Source organism: Celeribacter sp. SCSIO 80788 (assembly GCF_051054295.1).
Taxonomy (GTDB): Bacteria; Pseudomonadota; Alphaproteobacteria; order Rhodobacterales; family Rhodobacteraceae; genus Celeribacter.
Map to the genome: position 1 here is coordinate 2,143,657 of NZ_CP150482.1, position 16,356 is coordinate 2,160,012.

The following is a 16,356-nucleotide window of genomic DNA, read 5'->3' on the forward strand; positions in this document are numbered from 1 at the left end:
ATAAATCTCAGGCGGCGTCTTTTTCGAACTGACCGCACCAGTCGTCGGATTTCACAACCGGCCACATGCCCTTGTGTTCCGCTTCGGTCAGGAAGGTCGGCGGGTTGAACCGGCATTCGCCCTTGGCGTCGGTTTCGGCGGCTTTGATTTCAAAAAAGGCACAGGTTTTGCAGGCGGTCTCGGACATGACACTCTTCCCCTATTCGGGCTCATAAAAACTTTGGCGGTTTGGCTGAAGTGGCTGGGAGAATGGCTGCCTGCGATGGGTGGCTCTTCGTCCTTGCTGAGACTGATATAGAAGCAATCGTCTCGGGTTTCAAGAAAAATATTCAACAAAATCAAATAGTTGATAGATTTACTCAACAACAAAAACACTCAGGATTGGAAAGCGAAACCGTCAGGAATGCGCGACATTCCGGCGCTGGCCGAAAAAACTTATTCAGAATATAGCTTTACTCAAAGGAGCCCCAGATGTCCGACACCCGTTCCGCCCTGCCGCCCAAATTCGAGATCAGCCACGCCGACATGGACCGCGTGCTCAAACGGTTTTACGCCGGTGTCCGCAACCACCCGGAGCTTGCCCCCGTGTTCGGCGCACATGTCGAGGACTGGCCCGCCCATGAGGAGAAAATCGGCCGGTTCTGGCGCAATGCGATTCTGCATGAACGCAATTACGATGGCTTCCCGCAACGCGTGCACCTCATGGCACCCGAAGTGAAGGAACATCACTTTGCGATGTGGCTTGGGCTCTTCGATGAAACTTTGAACGTCGAACTGGACGCAGAGACCGCGGCAAAATGGTCGGAGATCGCCCACCGCATCGGCCGCGCCTTTCGCATGGGGATCGCGCAGCGCGATCAGCCGCAAGACGCGCCGCCGAAGCTTTTCTAAGTTTATTCTGAGCCTTTATCGAACAACCCCGTCAGCGCCCGCTTCACGGTCCCTGACACGGACGGCCTCTTCGCCTTCATGAACGGCAGCGGACGACAGACCTCAATCGCCGCCACGCCGACGCGGGCCGTCAGCGCACCGTTGACAACCCCTTCGCCAAACCGGCGAGAGACCTTGGCCATCACGCCGCCCCCGGCCATGGTGCCGATGAGATCGTCGCCCACGGCCACGGCCCCGGTGGCCACGAGATGGGTCAAAACCGATCGCGTCACCCGCCAGCTTCCCAAAGTCCCCGACCGCCCGCCATAAATCTCGGCAATCCGCCGGATCATTCGGAGGTTTGCCGTCAGAGCAGTGAACACATCCGCCAGAGCCAAAGGCACAAGTGCGGTCACGGTCGCCACCTGCCTGGCTGCGGCCTCGACTTCGCGCCGTGCGGCGGCATCGAGCGGGAGGAGCAATTCGGTTTCCGCAAGCGTCAGGAGCCCGTCGGCATCGAACACCTCCGCCTCGCGGTCGCGAAACCGGTCTTTCCCCCAGTTCAACTCCGCACGATGCGCATAGACCGACAGGAGCTTGTCCGCGACGGATTTCGCGGCTTTCAGATCGGAGGCTGCCATCGCCTCCCCCGCCGCCTTTTGCAGCGTGTCGATGCGCTTGAGCCGGGCAAAGGCCGAAAGCTCCCGCAGCGCGATTGCCGCCAAAACAAGGACAAACGCCCCGGTCAGCCCCAAGGCGACATAGCCCAGCACGGGATGCGCCGCGATCAGGCCCATAATGGCGTCATAGGTCACAATCGAGACGGTAAAGGCAAAGAGCGCCCCAAACAGCCGCCAGAACCAACGACCCAGCGCCGAGGGTTTGCGCGCCGCCAGAACCGCCACGCGCTCCATCGCCGCAGGGCGCGCAAGCGGCGCGAGGTCGGGCACGGGATCGGCGGTGGAGGGCGTCACTTTCGCCGCCTCATCGAGTTCGATCAGAATAGGGCCGCGTTTTGCGCCGGGGTTTTGCTCAGTCATAGCTTGTCTCCGATCAAAAACTCGGCGGCGCGGTCGAGCCGGATGTGCGGCGGGCCTTCGCCGGGGCGCAGCGTCAACCGCGCGGGGCGGAATTTCATGATTTCGTATTGCGCATCAAGCCAACGCTCCGCCCCCTTGCGCGCGGGCGACAGGATATGCGCCGGATCTTCGGGCAATTCGCCGGGATAAAACGCCGCCTGTTTGCCGCCCTCCGTCATGCCGCGCACCACATCGAGGCTCTGGCCCTCATGCTCCATCGTTTCCTCGACGGTGGCGCGCAGAGCGGCCAAAGACATGGCCTGCGTCGAGGCCCCTGCAAAATCCGCACGGTCGCGCGCATCGCGCAGCATCGCCTCCATGATCGCGGTCAGGCGGGGATGTTGGTTGTGATGGATGTGATCGGCCTTGGTGGCGGCAAAGAGGATTTTTTCGACCTTATGCTGGCCGAGCAAAGACATGATCCGCCCCACCCGACCGGGGCGGAAGGCGGCGAGGATGTCGGCCATGGTGCGGCGCAGGTCTTCGACCGCTTTCGGGCCGGAATGGATCGCGCCAAGCGCATCGACCAGAACCACCTGCCGGTCGATCCGCGAGAAATGATCACGGAAGAAAGGTTTGACCACCTCGCGCTTATAGGCCTCGAACCGGCGCTCGAGTTCGCGGTGCAGAGACCCGCGCGGGGCCGCGCCCGCTGGGAGAGGAGCGAAGGTCAGAACCGGGGAGCCATCCATCTCGCCGGGCAGCAAAAACCGGCCCGGTGTGCAATCGGAATAGCCCGCCGCGCGCGCCTCTTGCAGATAGGCGGTAAAGCTTTGCGCCAGAGATTTGGCGGTCGGCTCATCGTGTTTCTGGCTCGGATCGAGCGCCCCGAGCATGGCGGTAAAGGCCGCCCCTTCTGCCCGATCCCGCACGGCTTTGAGGGCCTCGGCGGACCATTCGGCATAGGATTTCTCCATCAGGCCCAGATCCAAAAGCCACTCGCCGGGATAATCGACAATATCGAGATGCACGGTTTTCTGCCCCGTCAGACCACCCAAAAGCCCCGCAGGTCGCACTTTGAACGACAGGCGCAGTTCGGAAACGGCGCGGGTGCTCTCCGGCCAATGCGGCTCGGGCGAGGTGAGAGCGGAAAGGTGGCTTTCATAGTCGAACCGCGGCACGGTGTCGTCCGGCTGCGGTTGCAGATAGGCGGCGGTGATCGCGGTCGCAGGTCCGAATTGCGGCATCCGCCCCCGGTCCAGAAGATTGGCCACGAGCGAGGTGATGAACACCGTCTTGCCGGAGCGCGACAGCCCGGTGACGCCCAGCCGGATCACCGGTTCGAACAGCGCCTCATGGACGCCGTCCTGCACCGTTTCGACGCCGCGCAAAATCCGGTCTGCAATGTCGTTCAGGATCAAATCCGTGGCCTCTTTCCCGATGTTACCCCGCTCAACATAGGCATTCAGGCCTGCGGTTGTAAGGGAGAAACACTGGACGCGCCCGCCCCGCCGCGCTATGGCCCGCATATGCCCAGATACGCCCTTTTGATCGAATATAACGGCGCCCCTTTCGCCGGCTGGCAGCGCCAGAAAGAGCATCCCTCCGTGCAAGCCGCGGTGGAGGAGGCTCTGCGCAAACTCGAAGCCGACTGTCCGGGCATCGGCGCCGCCGGGCGTACCGATGCAGGGGTGCATGCGACCGGTCAGGTGGCGCATTGCGATATGGCGAAGGACTGGGATCCGTTTCGCCTGTCCGAGGCATTGAACCATCACCTGAAACCCCATCCCGTGGCGATCCTCAAGGCCGCGCGCGTGGCCGACGACTGGCATGCACGCTTCTCCGCGATGGAAAGGCGCTATATGTTTCGGCTGATTTCGCGGCGCGCGCCTTTGGTGCATGACGCGGGGCTGGCGTGGCGGGTCAATCACGATCTCGACCGCGACGCGATGCAGGCTGGGGCCAACCGGCTCATCGGTTTGCACGATTTTACCACCTTCCGCTCGACCATGTGTCAGGCGGACAGCCCGGTGAAAACGCTCGATGAGGCCCGTGTCGAGGTCATGGACATCCCCTACGGGCAAGAGTTCCGGTTCTATTTCCGGGCAAGGTCCTTCCTGCACAATCAGGTGCGCAGCTTTGTCGGTACGCTCGAACGCGTCGGCTCCGGGGCATGGTCGCCGGAGGATGTGACGGAGGCACTTGAGGCGAAAGACCGCGCGGCCTGCGGGCCGGTCTGTCCGCCGGAAGGACTATATCTGGTGGGCGTCGGCTACCCCGACGATCCTTTCGAAAGCTGACGTAAGTCACTTTCGTATTTTGGCAAAGAAACCCAAACCCGCCCCAGGCCTGCCGCATTTTCGCCCAATTTCCCTGTCAGCACTCAACTCGCGTCTCTTCAGGAGTGTTGCCATGGACCTGTCCACCATCACCTTCGACCAGCTCGCTCTGGCCATCATGACCACCATCGCGATCCGCGAGGTCATGATCGTGACGCTCCCCGACCGTATCGCAGGCCCCGGTGGCTGGCTGATCGACACCAGCCTTGGCGATCACGTCTGAGCCGAGTCTCCCGACCGCCACCCCTCCATTTTGCCCGAAACCGTTTCGACTGCCCGATTTATGAGCGGTTTTGAAACGACACACCCTCTTCCGACAGATTTTGCACAGGAAAGCCCGGATTTCCCCCGGCGCTCCATTGAACCTGTGCAGGCGGTTTGATCTACCGAAATGAAAGAGCAACAGAAGGGGACGCCCGATGGCAAAACCGTCTTCACAATTCAGCACGCGCCTGCGCGCGCTGATCGGCCAGATTTATCCGGAACGGAACAGCAAGCATCTTGCCGACGAAATCGTCGCGGCCTTCTGGCCCGAGGGCACCACGCCGCGCGCACGGGCGCGTGCGCCGGGCAACAGCCTGTGGAACGAGACCGACACGCTGGTCATCACCTATGGCAACTCGCTGATCGACGGTCAGCACAAGCCGCTCGATCTGCTCTACGATTTCCTCAACCGCTATCTCAAGGGCACGGTGCATGGCGTGCATATCCTGCCCTTCTTCCCCTTCACCTCCGACGACGGGTTTGCGGTCACCGATTATCGTCAGGTCAACAGCCAACTGGGCGACTGGGCCGATATTCAACGGATCGGCGGCGAATTTCGCCTGATGTCCGATCTGGTCCTGAACCACGTTTCCTCAATGTCGACCTGGTTCACCGACTATCGCCAAGGCCACGAGCCCTATGACAAGTTCTTCGTCGAGGCCTCACCCGAAGACGACCTGTCCATGGTCACGCGCCCCCGCACCTCGCCCCTGCTGCGCGAGGTGTCGACGATCAACGGTCCGAAACATGTCTGGTGCACCTTCTCGCACGACCAGATCGATGTGGATTTCAAGAACCCCGAGGTGCTGCTCGAATTCCTGCGGATCATGCGGCTGCATGTCGACAATGGCGTGCGGATCGTCCGGCTCGATGCCGTGGCCTTCATCTGGAAAGAGCTTGGCACCTCCTGCATCCACCTGCCCCAGACCCATGCCATCGTGCGGCTCATGCGGCTTTTGTGCGATTACGCCGAGGAGCGCGTGGTTCTCCTGACCGAGACGAACGTGCCCAATGCCGAAAACCTGAGCTATTTCGGCAACCGCAACGAAGCGCATATGATCTACAACTTCTCGCTGCCGCCCTTGCTGCTGCATGCGCTTTTGTCGGGAAGCTCGCTCTATCTCAACCAATGGCTGATGCGGATGCCGCCCGCCCAGCTTGGCTGTGCCTATCTCAACTTCTCCGCCTCCCATGACGGGATCGGCGTGCGCGGTGCCGAGGGGCTTTTGGCGCCCGAGGAGCTTGGTCAGGTGATCCAGCGCGTGCGCGACTCGGGCGGGCTTGTGTCCATGCGCTCGCTGCCCGACGGCTCAGAGAAACCCTATGAGCTCAACATCACCTATTTCGACGCGCTCAAAGGCACGATCGAGAAAGGCGAGGATGGCAAGCAGGTGGAGCGTTTCCTCTGTTCGCAGACCATCGTCATGGCGCTCGAAGGCGTTCCGGCCTTTTACATCCATTCGCTGATCGGCACCCATAACGATCACGCGGGCGTCGAGAAAACCGGCGTCAAACGTGCGATCAACCGGCATCGCTGGGACTACCCGGAACTGCGCGCCCTGCTCGACGATCCCGAGAGCCAGAACGCGCAGGTTCTCAATGAAATGAAACGCCGGATCGGCATCCGGATTGCGCAAAAGGCCTTCCACCCGAATGCCACGCAATTCACCATGCATCTGGGCGAAAACCTGTTCGGCATCTGGCGTCAGTCGCCAAACCGCGAGCAATCCATCTTTGCGCTGCACAATGTCACCGACCGGGTGGTCGAGCTGCCGCATATCTCGATCAACCTGATCGACGGCGAAGCATGGTATGACCTGTTGACCGGCGAAAAGATCGACCTCACCAAGCCGAACATCACCTTCGCGCCTTATCAGTGCCGCTGGATTTCCAACCGTCTCTGACGCGGCTTGCGCAAGGGAACCTTCTGCAAAGCGATTGACCTCCTTCCCGGTGGGCGATAGGGGCAGGACCATTCCACTGCCACAGGACCGAGCCGTTTGACATGTCCCTTTCCCTTGACGAGATGCTGACGCAGCTGAGCGGCCATGACAGCCCCAACGAGCTGTACGGCGTCACCGCCCCCTCCGCCAAAAGCCGGGCGACCGTCGAGAAGGTGCTGGAAGAGGCCGAGGCGGTACTGGCCGAGGAAGGTGTCGCGGGCCTCACCTTTCGGGCACTGGCGCGGCGCTGCGACATGCGGCTGAGCAACCTGCAATACTATTTCGCCACACAGGAAGACCTGCTGACCGCCGTCACCCGCTATATTCTGGTCCGGCGCCTGTCGGAGTTGAAGGCCCGCGGACCGCTGGGCCTCATCGAGGCGCCGCAGCGGTTCACCGCCTATCTCGAATTCCGCATGGAACGCGCCGCCGATCCGAAGGCCCAGGCGATCACCACCGGTCTCCGGGATCTGGCCCTGCGCCAGGACGGCCCTGCCCGGCATGTGGCGCAGATCTGTCGGTTTCACACCGACCTGATCGAAGCGATGATCGCCGCCCTCGCCCCCGAAACCCCGTCACAGGAGATCCGCCACAAGGCGGTGATGATCGCAGCACTGGTGGAGGCGGTCGGTCCGACCTGTGGCCGTTTGTTCGACCGACCGGAGGGGCTGCGCAGCGCGATCCTGTCGCAGGCGCGCAGCATTGTTGGCCTTCCGGCTTAAGCTGACAGCTTCATCAATCCCATGCCCGCCACGATCAAGGCCGCTGCGGCGACCCGCGTCAGATTCAGCGCCTCGCCATGCAGCACGATCCCGGCGATGAACGCCCCGACCGCGCCGATGCCGACCCAGACCATATAGGACGTGCCCAAGGGCAGGCTTTTCATCGCAATCGACAAAAGCCCGAAAGAGGCCAGCATGGTGACCACCGTCACCACGCTTGGCCAGAACACCGTGAACCCGTTCGAAGATTTCATCGCGGTTGCCCAGACCACTTCCAGAAGCCCCGCGATGGTCAAAAGTATCCACGCCATTCCCGATATACCCCTTATTCGTCCGCGAAAATCCCCGGAGACGTCGGCGCACCATCATCGAATTGCGACAGGTAGTCCACGATGATTTTCTGATTGACCGCAAAGCCCTTGTATTCCGCCAGCGCCGGGTCGATGTCGCGCAGCACACGGTGCAGACGGCGGCCCCATTTCGGCTGGCTCGCAATGTCTTCGAGGTTCATCAGGTAGCAACGGATCGGAAACGCCAGCGCATTGGAGCGCGGCAGACGGAAAAACGTCTGCAACTCGACGCGCAGGAATTGCTTCTGGCCCACGTTCTCCGGCGTGATCGTCCGCTTTTCCGGGCCCCATTTGTGATAGTTCTCCGGGCTGGTATCGAGGCGCGGGTTCACCGTCATCGTCCAGTTGAGGCGACGGTAATGCTGACCTTGGCTGACGGACAGAAGGAATTTCAACGCCTTGTCGAACACGCCCATCTTGCGGGCTTTCGGCACCGGGGCATGCCATTCGAAAAAGTTCATGCCCACGTCGAAATCCAGCGACCAGTCGGCCTGAGACGTCACCATACCGGCGTCCATCCACAGATTGCCGTCGCGCTCATGCAAAAGCGCAAAATCGCCTTGGGTCTGACGCGTGATATATTCCATCGGCCCGCAGGGCAGCGTGGTCGGATCGAGGAAGGTGAACTTCTTCTCGATGCCCAAGGGCTTGTTGATCCAGTGCCAGGCGTTGCCGTCGCGATGCAGGGTGAAGAGATCGGGGTAATCCTTGGCCTTCGCCTCCATGATCAGCTCGAGCAAATCCCACCCGGCCAATTCCATATGCGGCAGAGACTGACAGCGCAGCGGATCTTCGGCGAGTGTGATCTCCCGATCCTTCATCTCGGACACATAATGCTCGTCCACATCGAATTTGAATTCGAACGGGGTGCCTTTCGGCCCGCCTGGATGCTGTTCGATGTTGACCGAATACATGTAGGTATCTTGGTCGAACGGGAAGGGAAAGCGGCGGATCGCCTCCGGGGAGTTGTGATAGGTATAATCGCCCCGGAAGGTTTCGTCATTGAATTGCATGGTCATCGATTGTCTCCTCACAGGTCCAGTTCGAGCCGCGTGCCTTTGAAACGCGACATGCAGGGCATGATGTCTTTTTGCGCGGCGCGCTCGTCGTCCGAGAGCCAGTGATCGTTGTGCAGAATGCGCCCGTCGCACTCCGTCACCTTGGTGTGACACCGCCCGCAGGCCCCGCCGCGGCAGGAATAATCAATCTCGACCTTGGCGGCTTCCAAAGCCTCCAAAAGGCTCTGATCGGCTTTCACATGCACGGTCTGGCCGGTGGAAGCGATCACCACGTCAAATGGTTCACCCGGCGGCGGGGCAGCGAAGGCTTCGGAATGAACCGAGGTTTTCGGCCATCCCAGACGCGCCGCCTGATCGGCCACGGACGAGATCAACCCGTCGGGCCCGCAGGTATAGATATGCGTGCCAAGCGGCTGACCATCGAGGATCGCGCCAAGGTCCATCCGCGAGCCCTCTTCCGAGATATGCACATGGATATGCGCCGCCTGCGGCAAAAGCTTCACCCCCGCCGCCTCATCGCGCGAGCGCGCTGCATAGTGCAGCTCGTAGGGCTTTTGCTCCATGTCGAGTTGGCGGAGCTGCGACAGGAAGGGCGTGATGCCAATGCCGCCACCGATCAGCACATGTTTCCGGGCGCGCAAATCGAGCTGGAACAGGTTCGAGGGCACAGAAACAGTGATCGCATCGCCTTCCGACACGCATCTGTGCATATAAAGCGAACCGCCCCGCCCCTTGTCCTCGCGGCGCACGGCGATCTCATAGCCGGTGCCATCATAAGGATCGGAAATCAGCGAATAGGAGTTGCGCCGGATCGTTTCGCCTTCTGGCATTTCCACGGTGATATGCGCACCGCCGGAAAACACCGGAAGCGACGCGCCCGTCGGGTCCTCGAAGCGGAAGCGTTTGACGAGCGGGGAGAGCTGTTCGACTTTGGTGACTTTCAAAGCAAGTTTCATGCGCGGATCTCCACCGTTTCGGGCACAACACCCGGCGTTTCCGCATCGACGCAAACGCCCTGAAACACGCCCAGACGGCGGGAGAAATGGTCCCGCACGAAAAGCGTCAGCCCGCAATGCGAACAGGTGAACGGATCGGTCATCACGTCTTCGGTGATGCCCTTACAATGCACGCATTGAATACGCCGCGCGATGGAGCCGCGATGCTCGGTCTGGAGTTCGTCCATCGGCAAACCGGCGGCAAAGGCCATGGCGGAGACATGCCCGATCAGCCCTTCGGAGCCAGCCAGATAAAGCTGCGTGCCCATGCGCGCCTCGCCCAAAAGCTTGTCGACAAGCGGCGTGGCGGCGTCGAAATCGGGGGCCGTATGGACGGCCACGGGGGAGAGATTTTTGAGCTGTTCGGCCACGCCGGTGGATTTGGAAACTAGCACGATATGGGCGCGGTCCATGACGGAGGCGTCCGTTGCGGCCAGATCGACCAGCGCGCCGGCGCCGGCCTCATCCGCGACCATGATCGCCGGGGCCGCACCTTGCGACACCAGCCCGCCATAGGTCGGGCGGCTGTCGATCGAGGGGGAAAATTCAGTATTGGGCATGTGATTGCCTTTGCAGGTCCTGTTGGTCTCAGGAGGCGGGCACGTCATTGCCCCCGCCTCGTAAGTCTTTGTGCGATTTATGTTTTAGATCAGCCCTTGGCGGTCCGACGTTTCTTGTCGACGTCGTAGAAGGGCATCGGATGGGCGATGGCGCTCACCTCTTTGTCCGGGAACTGAACCGTCAGGGCCGTGCCTTCGACGGCGCAATCGACCGGCATGCGGGCAATGCCCACGTTGTGCTCATTGAGGGGCGAGTACATGCCGATGGTGACAACCCCGACCTGTTTGCCGTCTTTCAGCAAAGGCGAACCTTCCGGAGCGGGCTCCGTGCCTTCGAGCTTCACACCGTAAATCTTGAAGCGCTCTTTGCCCTTCAGACGGTAATGCTCTTCGGCACCGCGGAAGCCGGTTTTGCCCGGAGACACGGTGAATTCGAGACCCAGCTCCCAAAGCGTATCGCCATTGGCCTCGTCCTCGAACGGGTACATTTCCGAGTTGTCATAGGGGAAGAACAAAAGATAGCTCTCGGCGCGCAGCCAGTCGAGCGTGGTGAAGCGCGTCGGGATGATCCCCATCGCCTCGCCTTCCGCCACGATCGTATCCCAGATTTCCACGGCGTCCTGACGGCGGCAGAAGATCTCATAGCCGCGCTCGCCGGTGTAACCGGTGCGGGAAATCATCACCGGCTTGCCGAACAGCGTGGTCTGAATGTGGCTGAAATAGACCACGTCGCGGATGCCCGGCACGTGTTTTTCGAGGTAATCGACGGCCATCGGACCTTGCAGAGAAATGTCGTGCAGCTCGTCGTCGAAGATCACCGCGACATTGCGCCCGGCGGCGTATTTCGTCAGTTGTTCGTGACCGGCACCGGACCCATGCACCACCATGAAGTTCTGCGGCCCGAGACGGTAAATCACGCAGTCGTCCACGAACTTGCCGCCGTCATTGAGCATGGTGGCATAGGTCGAGCGACCGGGTTTCAGTTTCTCGATGTTGCGGGTCGTGGCCTTGTCGATCACGTATTGCGCGTGCGGGCCGACGACATAAACTTTTTTCAGCCCCGAGACATCCATGACGCCCGCTTTCGTGCGGATCGCCAGATATTCCTCCGTCTGATCTTTGTCATAGCGCCAGGCGGTGCCCATGCCGCTCCAGTCTTCGAGATCGGAGCCGAGGGCGCGGTGCCGGTCCGCCAGTGCGGAAAATCTCCATGATGCGATCATTGTCTTGTCCTTAGGGTAGTCGTTTAATTTTCTGTTGTGGGAACCGGCGACGAAAACCGCCGCCGGTTCAGGGGAAAGACAGACTGTCTTACTTTTTCTTCAGGCCCTTGTAGGCGTGTTCCTCGTGGCGCCAGCCAAAGATGATCGCGATCACGACCATGGCGAGGATGAGCAGGAGCCAGAGGCCTTCGACGGAGCCGTAACCCGCGTAATACGCGCCGGTGATGCCGTCCCAGGTGTTTGCGTCAAAAGGTGCTTCCATTTCGTTCGTCCTTTCTTGAGATCACTCAGCCGGGCTGACCGACGGGTGAAGCGCTTCGGGATAGGCTTCGGCAGGCACTTTGACCTTGTCGAGACCGAGGAGTTCGGCAGCGTCCGGCACGCGGAGCTGACCGGTGACCTTCAGGATGAAGGAGATCACATAGCCCGGAACGAACCCCAGAAGACCCATGGTGACCGCACCGACGAGCTGGCCGAGGAAGGAGGTGTCGATGACATCTTCACCGAACAGCGCCGGGTAACCCTGGGCCGCGATACCGACCGCGAGGAGACCCCACATGCCGAGGAACCCGTGCACAGCGAAGGCACCCACGGCATCGTCAATGCCACGACGTTCGATGAAGGAGGCGACGAAGGGCATGGCGCAGGCGCCGATGAACCCGATCGCAAACGCCATCGGCGGGTACCACAGGTCGAGACCGGCAGCCGCAGAGATGATCCCGCCGAGAGCGCCGGACATCATCCAGAACGGATCGCGGGTGACCATCCAGGCTCCGATGATACCACCGGCAAAGGCCATCAGCGTGTTGAAGGTCATGCCGGAGAGGGTCATCGGCGTGCCGTAGATCGTGGTTTCGATCGTGCTGCTCCAGGACCAGGCTTCGCCCGGAACGATGACACAGCCCATGAGGAAGCCCCAGAAGCCTGCGATGATGAGCATGAGCCCGATCAGCGTCATCGGCATGGAGTGACCCGGGATGTGGTTGGCGGAGCCATCGGCGTTGAACTTGCCGATCCGCGGCCCGAGGTTGATCAGAACGCCAAGCGAGAAGAAGCCCGCGATCATGTGCACGACACCGGCAGCGCCGAAATCATGATAGCCGAACTTGGTCACCAGCCAGCCATCAGCATGCCAGCCCCAGGCACCCGCGAGGATCCAGACGAAGGAGCCGAGCGCGATGGCCAGAACGACAAACCCCGTCAGCTTGATGCGCTCGATCACGCCACCCGAAAGGATCGACGCGGTGGTGGCCGCAAAGAGCACGAAAGCCCCCCAGAAAACGCCAGAGACGCGGTCGTCGAGGTTCGGCCCCATGTATTGGCTCCACGGCAGAGCGATTTCATTCGCATAAGCCAGACCGGAAATGCCCATCGGCCCCTCGGAAAGCGTCAGCCCGGTCGGGAAGGCGTAATAGATCCACCAGCCGATGACGTAGAAGAACGGCACGATCATCGCGAAGGCGAGGATGTTCTTGATGCCGGAGGCCAGCGCGTTTTTCGACCGCGATGCGCCCATTTCATATGCGAGGAACCCGGCATGGATGAGAATCATCAGCGGGATCGTCAGGTAGTAGAAGGTCTCGGAAAACGTACCGTTTGTCGCGGCGGCGTTTCCCTGAAGCTCCGCAACCGCGGCAGCCAAGGATGCAAGATCCTGTTCCAAGTCGTTCTCCCTGTCCTGTTGAACTTGATTGGAATATCAAGCCAGCTTGGCCCGGTTTTGGTTTGGACCAATTGTGCGAACTGGCTCACTCAGTGAGATCATGAAAGCGGAAGGCATCACCATGGGTCAAAGTTTTTTCCTCTGAGGAATTAATTTTGACACGGGCTGCGCTGCTTTTTAGGTCAAACGACCACCCTTACGAGGCGGAGTGCTGAATTTCTGTGCGCAGATAAAATTGCGCCAAGCCAGGTTGGCGCAGCCCAAGACCCCTCGGGCGCTGACAAAGCCCGGAACCGGTGGGGACCACAGGGCATAGTCGGGCGAGAGATTCGCACCTTTTCTCAGATCGAATGGTCAAGAAATGGCGGCAATCCCCGCACCGAACGCCCCACTGGATTGGTAGGGCCAATCCCTTCAGGAAGGGATCAGTCTTCCTGAAGCAAGAGCCGCTGATCTTCGATCAGCGCGAGTTTCATGAACTCGCTCGCCTCTTCGATGTCCCGCGCGGCGAGGGCGTTGAACAGCCCGTTATAGCCCTGCTGATAAATCGCGATCCGCGTCGGCGTGAGATGGCGCCGGTACATCGCGGTGCGGAACGATTGCCGCCGGGCGTCTAGCACAAGGTTATAACAGGCGATCAAAAGCGGATTGCCCGTGCCCTCCGCGAGCAGCCGGTGGAACTCTTCCTCAAGCCGCACGAAGGCCGCCGCATCGGTCTGCACCGCTTCCATTTTCGACAAGACGACGGAGAGCGCCTCGATCTGTTTCGGCGACATATTGACGATCGCGAGCCGCACCATTTCCGGCTCGATGATCCCGCGCATCACCTGCAATTGCAGCGGCCCGGTCTCCGAGGCGACGGGGGACAGAGCCTCGCCCTGCCCGTCCGGATCGTAGGTCACGAAAGAGCCCGACCCCGCGCGCCTGCGGATCATCCCACGTGCTTCGAGCTGATCGAGAGCCTCCCGCACCGTGTTGCGCGCAACCCCCAACTCCTGCGCCAGTTGTCGCTCCGACGGCAGACGTTCTTCGGTCGCGTATTCCTGCGTCACGATCCGCGTCGACAGCGTCTCGATCACATATTTGACCGTCGCGCCGGGGAGCGAGGTCGTGGGAGGCAGGGCGGAATTGGGCACGCGGTCGGTCCTTTTCGGGTTTCCGATTATTAGACCAATTTTTTGCAACTGGTCCAGAGAGAGCGTGCTGGTTCAATCGCTGACAATGCGAAAGAGGCGCGGGAGTGCCGCGCCTCTTTCGGAAATTTTAGGGGATGTGCTCTTTGATGGGCGTTTACCCGGCGCCCGCAGGTGTGCGGGCGCGTTCGAACCTTTGAAAGGTCCACTGGACCTTTCAATCCGACAACGTCGGACCGGTTCTTGCCCCGGCGCCCGAAAGCGTTCGGGCGCGTTCGTCGCTTCCATCGCTCCACTGGAGCGATGGATCGGCCCGTTTGGGCCGACCGCGCCTCACCCCATCCGTTCCGAAGAATACGAGCCCGGCGACGCCTGGAACACCACGGTTTTGTTGCCGTTCAGGAACACCCGGTGGTTGGCGTGCGCATGGATCGCACGGGCCAGAACTTGGCTTTCCACATCGCGCCCCAGAGACACGAAATCGTCCGGGCTTTGCGCGTGCGTGATCCGCACCACGTCCTGCTCGATGATCGGACCTTCGTCCAGATCGGCGGTCACATAGTGCGACGTCGCCCCGATCAGTTTCACGCCACGGGCGTAAGCCTGTTTGTACGGGTTCGCGCCCTTGAACGACGGCAGGAAAGAGTGGTGAATGTTGATGATCCGCCCCGACATCACCTTGCACATCTGATCCGAGAGGATCTGCATGTAGCGTGCCAGAACGATCAGCTCGGCGCCCGAATCCTCGACCACCTTCATGATCGCGGCCTCGGCGTCCGGCTTATTCTCTTTGGTCACACGGATGTAGTGGAACGGGATGTCATTATTGACGACAACCTTTTGATAATCCATGTGATTCGAGATCACCGCCACGATCTCGACCGGCAGCGCACCGATGCGCACACGGTACAGAAGATCGTTCAAACAGTGGCCGAAACGGGACACCATGATCACGACTTTCATCTTCACGCTCTCGTCGTGGAAAGCGAAAGTCATGCCGAATTCCTCGGCGATCTTGGCGAAGTCCTTTTCAAGCGCCGCCTGATCCGCGCCCTCCTCAGACGCAAAGCTCACGCGCATGAAGAACTGGCCGGTTTCGGTATCGTCGAATTGCGAGCTGTCGGTGATGTTGCAGCCATGCTCCGCGAGGAAGGTGGCGATGGCGGCGACGATCCCGCGCGTCGTGGCGCAGGTCACGGTGAGACAGAATTTCGTCATCTTTTTCTCCAGATGCAAGGCGCTCCCCTGATGCGCGCCCTCGATGTTGGTGTGTTGTTTTTGTTTGATTTTATTGTTGGTTTTTTTATGCCGTAAGCCCTTCGGGCGCAGTCAGGCTGTGAGCCCTTCGGGCTCAGGAAGATCGTTGGCGCGGCAGGCGGCTGTCACGGTATTGGCCAAAAGACACGCGATGGTCATCGGACCGACCCCACCCGGAACCGGCGTGATCGCACCCGCCACTTCGACCGCCGTATCGAATTCGACATCGCCCACGAGCTTGGTCTTGACCGTGCCGTCTTCGCGCAGACCTTTTTCCGGCGCATCGACCCGGTTGATGCCCACGTCGATCACGGTCGCACCGGGTTTCACCCAGCTGCCCTTGACCATCTCCGGACGCCCGACGGCCGCCACGAGAATGTCGGCACGACGGCAGACCTCTTCGATGTCCTTGGTGCGCGAATGCGCGATGGTCACGGTGCAGCTGTCGCGCAACAACAGTTGCGCCATCGGCTTGCCCACGATGTTCGAGCGCCCGACGACCACGGCATTGAGCCCCGACAGGCTGCCAAGCTGATCGCGCAGCATCATCAGACAGCCGAGCGGCGTGCAAGGCACCATGCTCTTTTGCCCGGTACCCAAGAGACCCACGTTCGAGATATGGAACCCGTCCACATCCTTTGCCGGGTCGATGGAGTTGATCACCAGATCGCTGTCGAGATGGTCCGGCAGCGGCAATTGCACGAGAATGCCATGCACCTCCGGGTCGGCGTTGAGCTCCTCGATGAGCGCCAGAAGATCGGCCTCCGACGTGTCCGCCGACAGTTTGTGCTCATAGGAATTCATCCCGCATTCCACGGTCTGCTTGCCCTTGTTGCGCACATATACCTGGCTGGCCGGATCTTCGCCCACCAGCACCACGGCCAGACCGGGCGTGATGTTGTGAACCTCTTTCAGACGCGCCACATGGGCGGCCACTTTTTCGCGCACGGTCTCGGCAAAGGCCTTCCCGTCGATGATCTGTGCAGTCATGTCTCTCTC

General features: G+C 60.8%; 18 protein-coding genes. 5 read left to right on the plus strand and 13 right to left on the minus strand.

The features are described 5' to 3' along the window. Window positions 1-7: 7 nt before the first annotated feature. Window positions 8-187 (minus strand): hypothetical protein, encoded by a 180-nt coding sequence (locus tag V1471_RS10865; protein WP_434288695.1) that lies wholly within the window; start codon window positions 185-187, stop codon window positions 8-10. 284 nt (window positions 188-471) lie between these two features. Between V1471_RS10865 and V1471_RS10870 the strand changes: the two genes are divergently transcribed. Then, window positions 472-891, plus strand: a complete 420-nt coding sequence (locus V1471_RS10870; RefSeq protein ID WP_434288697.1) for a group III truncated hemoglobin — start codon at window positions 472-474, stop codon at window positions 889-891. Window positions 892-893: 2 nt separating this feature from the next. On the opposite strand, the gene V1471_RS10875 is transcribed toward V1471_RS10870, so the two are convergent. Continuing rightward, window positions 894-1,910, minus strand: a complete 1,017-nt coding sequence (locus tag V1471_RS10875) for a YcjF family protein (protein WP_434288698.1) — start codon at window positions 1,908-1,910, stop codon at window positions 894-896. Next, window positions 1,907-3,310: a YcjX family protein gene (locus V1471_RS10880; protein ID WP_434288699.1), complete on the minus strand. Its 1,404-nt coding sequence runs from the start codon at window positions 3,308-3,310 to the stop codon at window positions 1,907-1,909. The genes V1471_RS10875 and V1471_RS10880 overlap by 4 nt, the downstream gene beginning before the upstream one ends. A 108-nt stretch (window positions 3,311-3,418) precedes the next feature. Here V1471_RS10880 and truA point away from each other — a divergent pair, with 108 nt between their 5' ends. From truA to V1471_RS10900, 4 genes are all read left to right on the plus strand, one after another. After that, window positions 3,419-4,189 (plus strand): tRNA pseudouridine(38-40) synthase TruA, encoded by a 771-nt coding sequence (gene truA / locus V1471_RS10885; RefSeq protein WP_434288700.1) that lies wholly within the window; start codon window positions 3,419-3,421, stop codon window positions 4,187-4,189. 112 nt (window positions 4,190-4,301) lie between these two features. Beyond that, window positions 4,302-4,451, plus strand: coding sequence for a hypothetical protein (locus V1471_RS10890; RefSeq protein WP_434288701.1), 150 nt, complete (start codon window positions 4,302-4,304; stop codon window positions 4,449-4,451). A gap of 196 nt (window positions 4,452-4,647) precedes the next feature. Then, window positions 4,648-6,396: a sugar phosphorylase gene (locus V1471_RS10895; RefSeq protein WP_434288702.1), complete on the plus strand. Its 1,749-nt coding sequence runs from the start codon at window positions 4,648-4,650 to the stop codon at window positions 6,394-6,396. Between the two features lie 101 nt (window positions 6,397-6,497). Next, window positions 6,498-7,157 (plus strand): TetR family transcriptional regulator, encoded by a 660-nt coding sequence (locus V1471_RS10900; protein ID WP_434288703.1) that lies wholly within the window; start codon window positions 6,498-6,500, stop codon window positions 7,155-7,157. On the opposite strand, the gene V1471_RS10905 is transcribed toward V1471_RS10900, so the two are convergent. The 10 genes from V1471_RS10905 to folD form a co-directional block, all read right to left on the minus strand. Continuing rightward, window positions 7,154-7,468, minus strand: a complete 315-nt coding sequence (locus V1471_RS10905) for a DMT family transporter (RefSeq protein WP_434288704.1) — start codon at window positions 7,466-7,468, stop codon at window positions 7,154-7,156. The genes V1471_RS10900 and V1471_RS10905 overlap by 4 nt on opposite strands. Window positions 7,469-7,482: 14 nt before the next feature. Next, on the minus strand, window positions 7,483-8,526 hold the full coding sequence (locus tag V1471_RS10910) for a heme-dependent oxidative N-demethylase family protein (RefSeq protein WP_434288705.1): 1,044 nt from the start codon (window positions 8,524-8,526) through the stop codon (window positions 7,483-7,485). An 11-nt stretch (window positions 8,527-8,537) separates the two neighbouring features. Next, a complete protein-coding gene (locus V1471_RS10915; RefSeq protein ID WP_434288706.1) occupies window positions 8,538-9,482 on the minus strand; it encodes a PDR/VanB family oxidoreductase in 945 nt (314 codons plus the stop codon). Then, a complete protein-coding gene (locus V1471_RS10920; RefSeq protein ID WP_434288707.1) occupies window positions 9,479-10,081 on the minus strand; it encodes a dimethylamine monooxygenase subunit DmmA family protein in 603 nt (200 codons plus the stop codon). Before V1471_RS10920 ends, V1471_RS10915 begins: the two co-directional genes overlap by 4 nt. An 89-nt stretch (window positions 10,082-10,170) precedes the next feature. Next, entirely contained in the window at window positions 10,171-11,304 is a 1,134-nt protein-coding gene (locus V1471_RS10925; protein ID WP_434288708.1) for an aminomethyltransferase family protein, read from the minus strand. Between the two features lie 88 nt (window positions 11,305-11,392). Beyond that, entirely contained in the window at window positions 11,393-11,566 is a 174-nt protein-coding gene (locus tag V1471_RS10930; protein WP_434288710.1) for a hypothetical protein, read from the minus strand. 21 nt (window positions 11,567-11,587) lie between these two features. Then, window positions 11,588-12,967: an ammonium transporter gene (locus tag V1471_RS10935; RefSeq protein ID WP_434288711.1), complete on the minus strand. Its 1,380-nt coding sequence runs from the start codon at window positions 12,965-12,967 to the stop codon at window positions 11,588-11,590. Window positions 12,968-13,392: 425 nt separating this feature from the next. Further along, complete coding sequence (locus V1471_RS10940; protein WP_434288713.1) at window positions 13,393-14,103, minus strand: FadR/GntR family transcriptional regulator; 711 nt, start codon at window positions 14,101-14,103, stop codon at window positions 13,393-13,395. Window positions 14,104-14,433: 330 nt separating this feature from the next. Next, the gene (gene purU, locus V1471_RS10945; RefSeq protein WP_434288715.1) at window positions 14,434-15,318 is read right to left on the minus strand and encodes a formyltetrahydrofolate deformylase; all 885 of its coding nucleotides are present in this window, start codon (window positions 15,316-15,318) and stop codon (window positions 14,434-14,436) included. 111 nt (window positions 15,319-15,429) lie between these two features. Further along, a complete protein-coding gene (folD, locus tag V1471_RS10950; RefSeq protein ID WP_434288716.1) occupies window positions 15,430-16,347 on the minus strand; it encodes a bifunctional methylenetetrahydrofolate dehydrogenase/methenyltetrahydrofolate cyclohydrolase FolD in 918 nt (305 codons plus the stop codon). Window positions 16,348-16,356: the final 9 nt, after the last annotated feature.

What these genes read in the sequence shown, in the direction of transcription:
- V1471_RS10930 (WP_434288710.1), bottom strand. Translation starts at nt 11,566, where the DNA reads ATGGAAGCACCTTTTGACGCAAACACCTGGGACGGCATCACCGGCGCG.
- V1471_RS10905 (WP_434288704.1), bottom strand. Translation starts at nt 7,468, where the DNA reads ATGGCGTGGATACTTTTGACCATCGCGGGGCTTCTGGAAGTGGTCTGG.
- V1471_RS10875 (WP_434288698.1), bottom strand. Translation starts at nt 1,910, where the DNA reads ATGACTGAGCAAAACCCCGGCGCAAAACGCGGCCCTATTCTGATCGAA.
- V1471_RS10890 (WP_434288701.1), top strand. Translation starts at nt 4,302, where the DNA reads ATGGACCTGTCCACCATCACCTTCGACCAGCTCGCTCTGGCCATCATG.
- V1471_RS10915 (WP_434288706.1), bottom strand. Translation starts at nt 9,482, where the DNA reads ATGAAACTTGCTTTGAAAGTCACCAAAGTCGAACAGCTCTCCCCGCTC.
- truA (WP_434288700.1), top strand. Translation starts at nt 3,419, where the DNA reads ATGCCCAGATACGCCCTTTTGATCGAATATAACGGCGCCCCTTTCGCC.
- V1471_RS10920 (WP_434288707.1), bottom strand. Translation starts at nt 10,081, where the DNA reads ATGCCCAATACTGAATTTTCCCCCTCGATCGACAGCCGCCCGACCTAT.
- folD (WP_434288716.1), bottom strand. Translation starts at nt 16,347, where the DNA reads ATGACTGCACAGATCATCGACGGGAAGGCCTTTGCCGAGACCGTGCGC.
- V1471_RS10870 (WP_434288697.1), top strand. Translation starts at nt 472, where the DNA reads ATGTCCGACACCCGTTCCGCCCTGCCGCCCAAATTCGAGATCAGCCAC.
- V1471_RS10900 (WP_434288703.1), top strand. Translation starts at nt 6,498, where the DNA reads ATGTCCCTTTCCCTTGACGAGATGCTGACGCAGCTGAGCGGCCATGAC.
- V1471_RS10925 (WP_434288708.1), bottom strand. Translation starts at nt 11,304, where the DNA reads ATGATCGCATCATGGAGATTTTCCGCACTGGCGGACCGGCACCGCGCC.
- purU (WP_434288715.1), bottom strand. Translation starts at nt 15,318, where the DNA reads ATGACGAAATTCTGTCTCACCGTGACCTGCGCCACGACGCGCGGGATC.
- V1471_RS10910 (WP_434288705.1), bottom strand. Translation starts at nt 8,526, where the DNA reads ATGACCATGCAATTCAATGACGAAACCTTCCGGGGCGATTATACCTAT.
- V1471_RS10865 (WP_434288695.1), bottom strand. Translation starts at nt 187, where the DNA reads ATGTCCGAGACCGCCTGCAAAACCTGTGCCTTTTTTGAAATCAAAGCC.
- V1471_RS10895 (WP_434288702.1), top strand. Translation starts at nt 4,648, where the DNA reads ATGGCAAAACCGTCTTCACAATTCAGCACGCGCCTGCGCGCGCTGATC.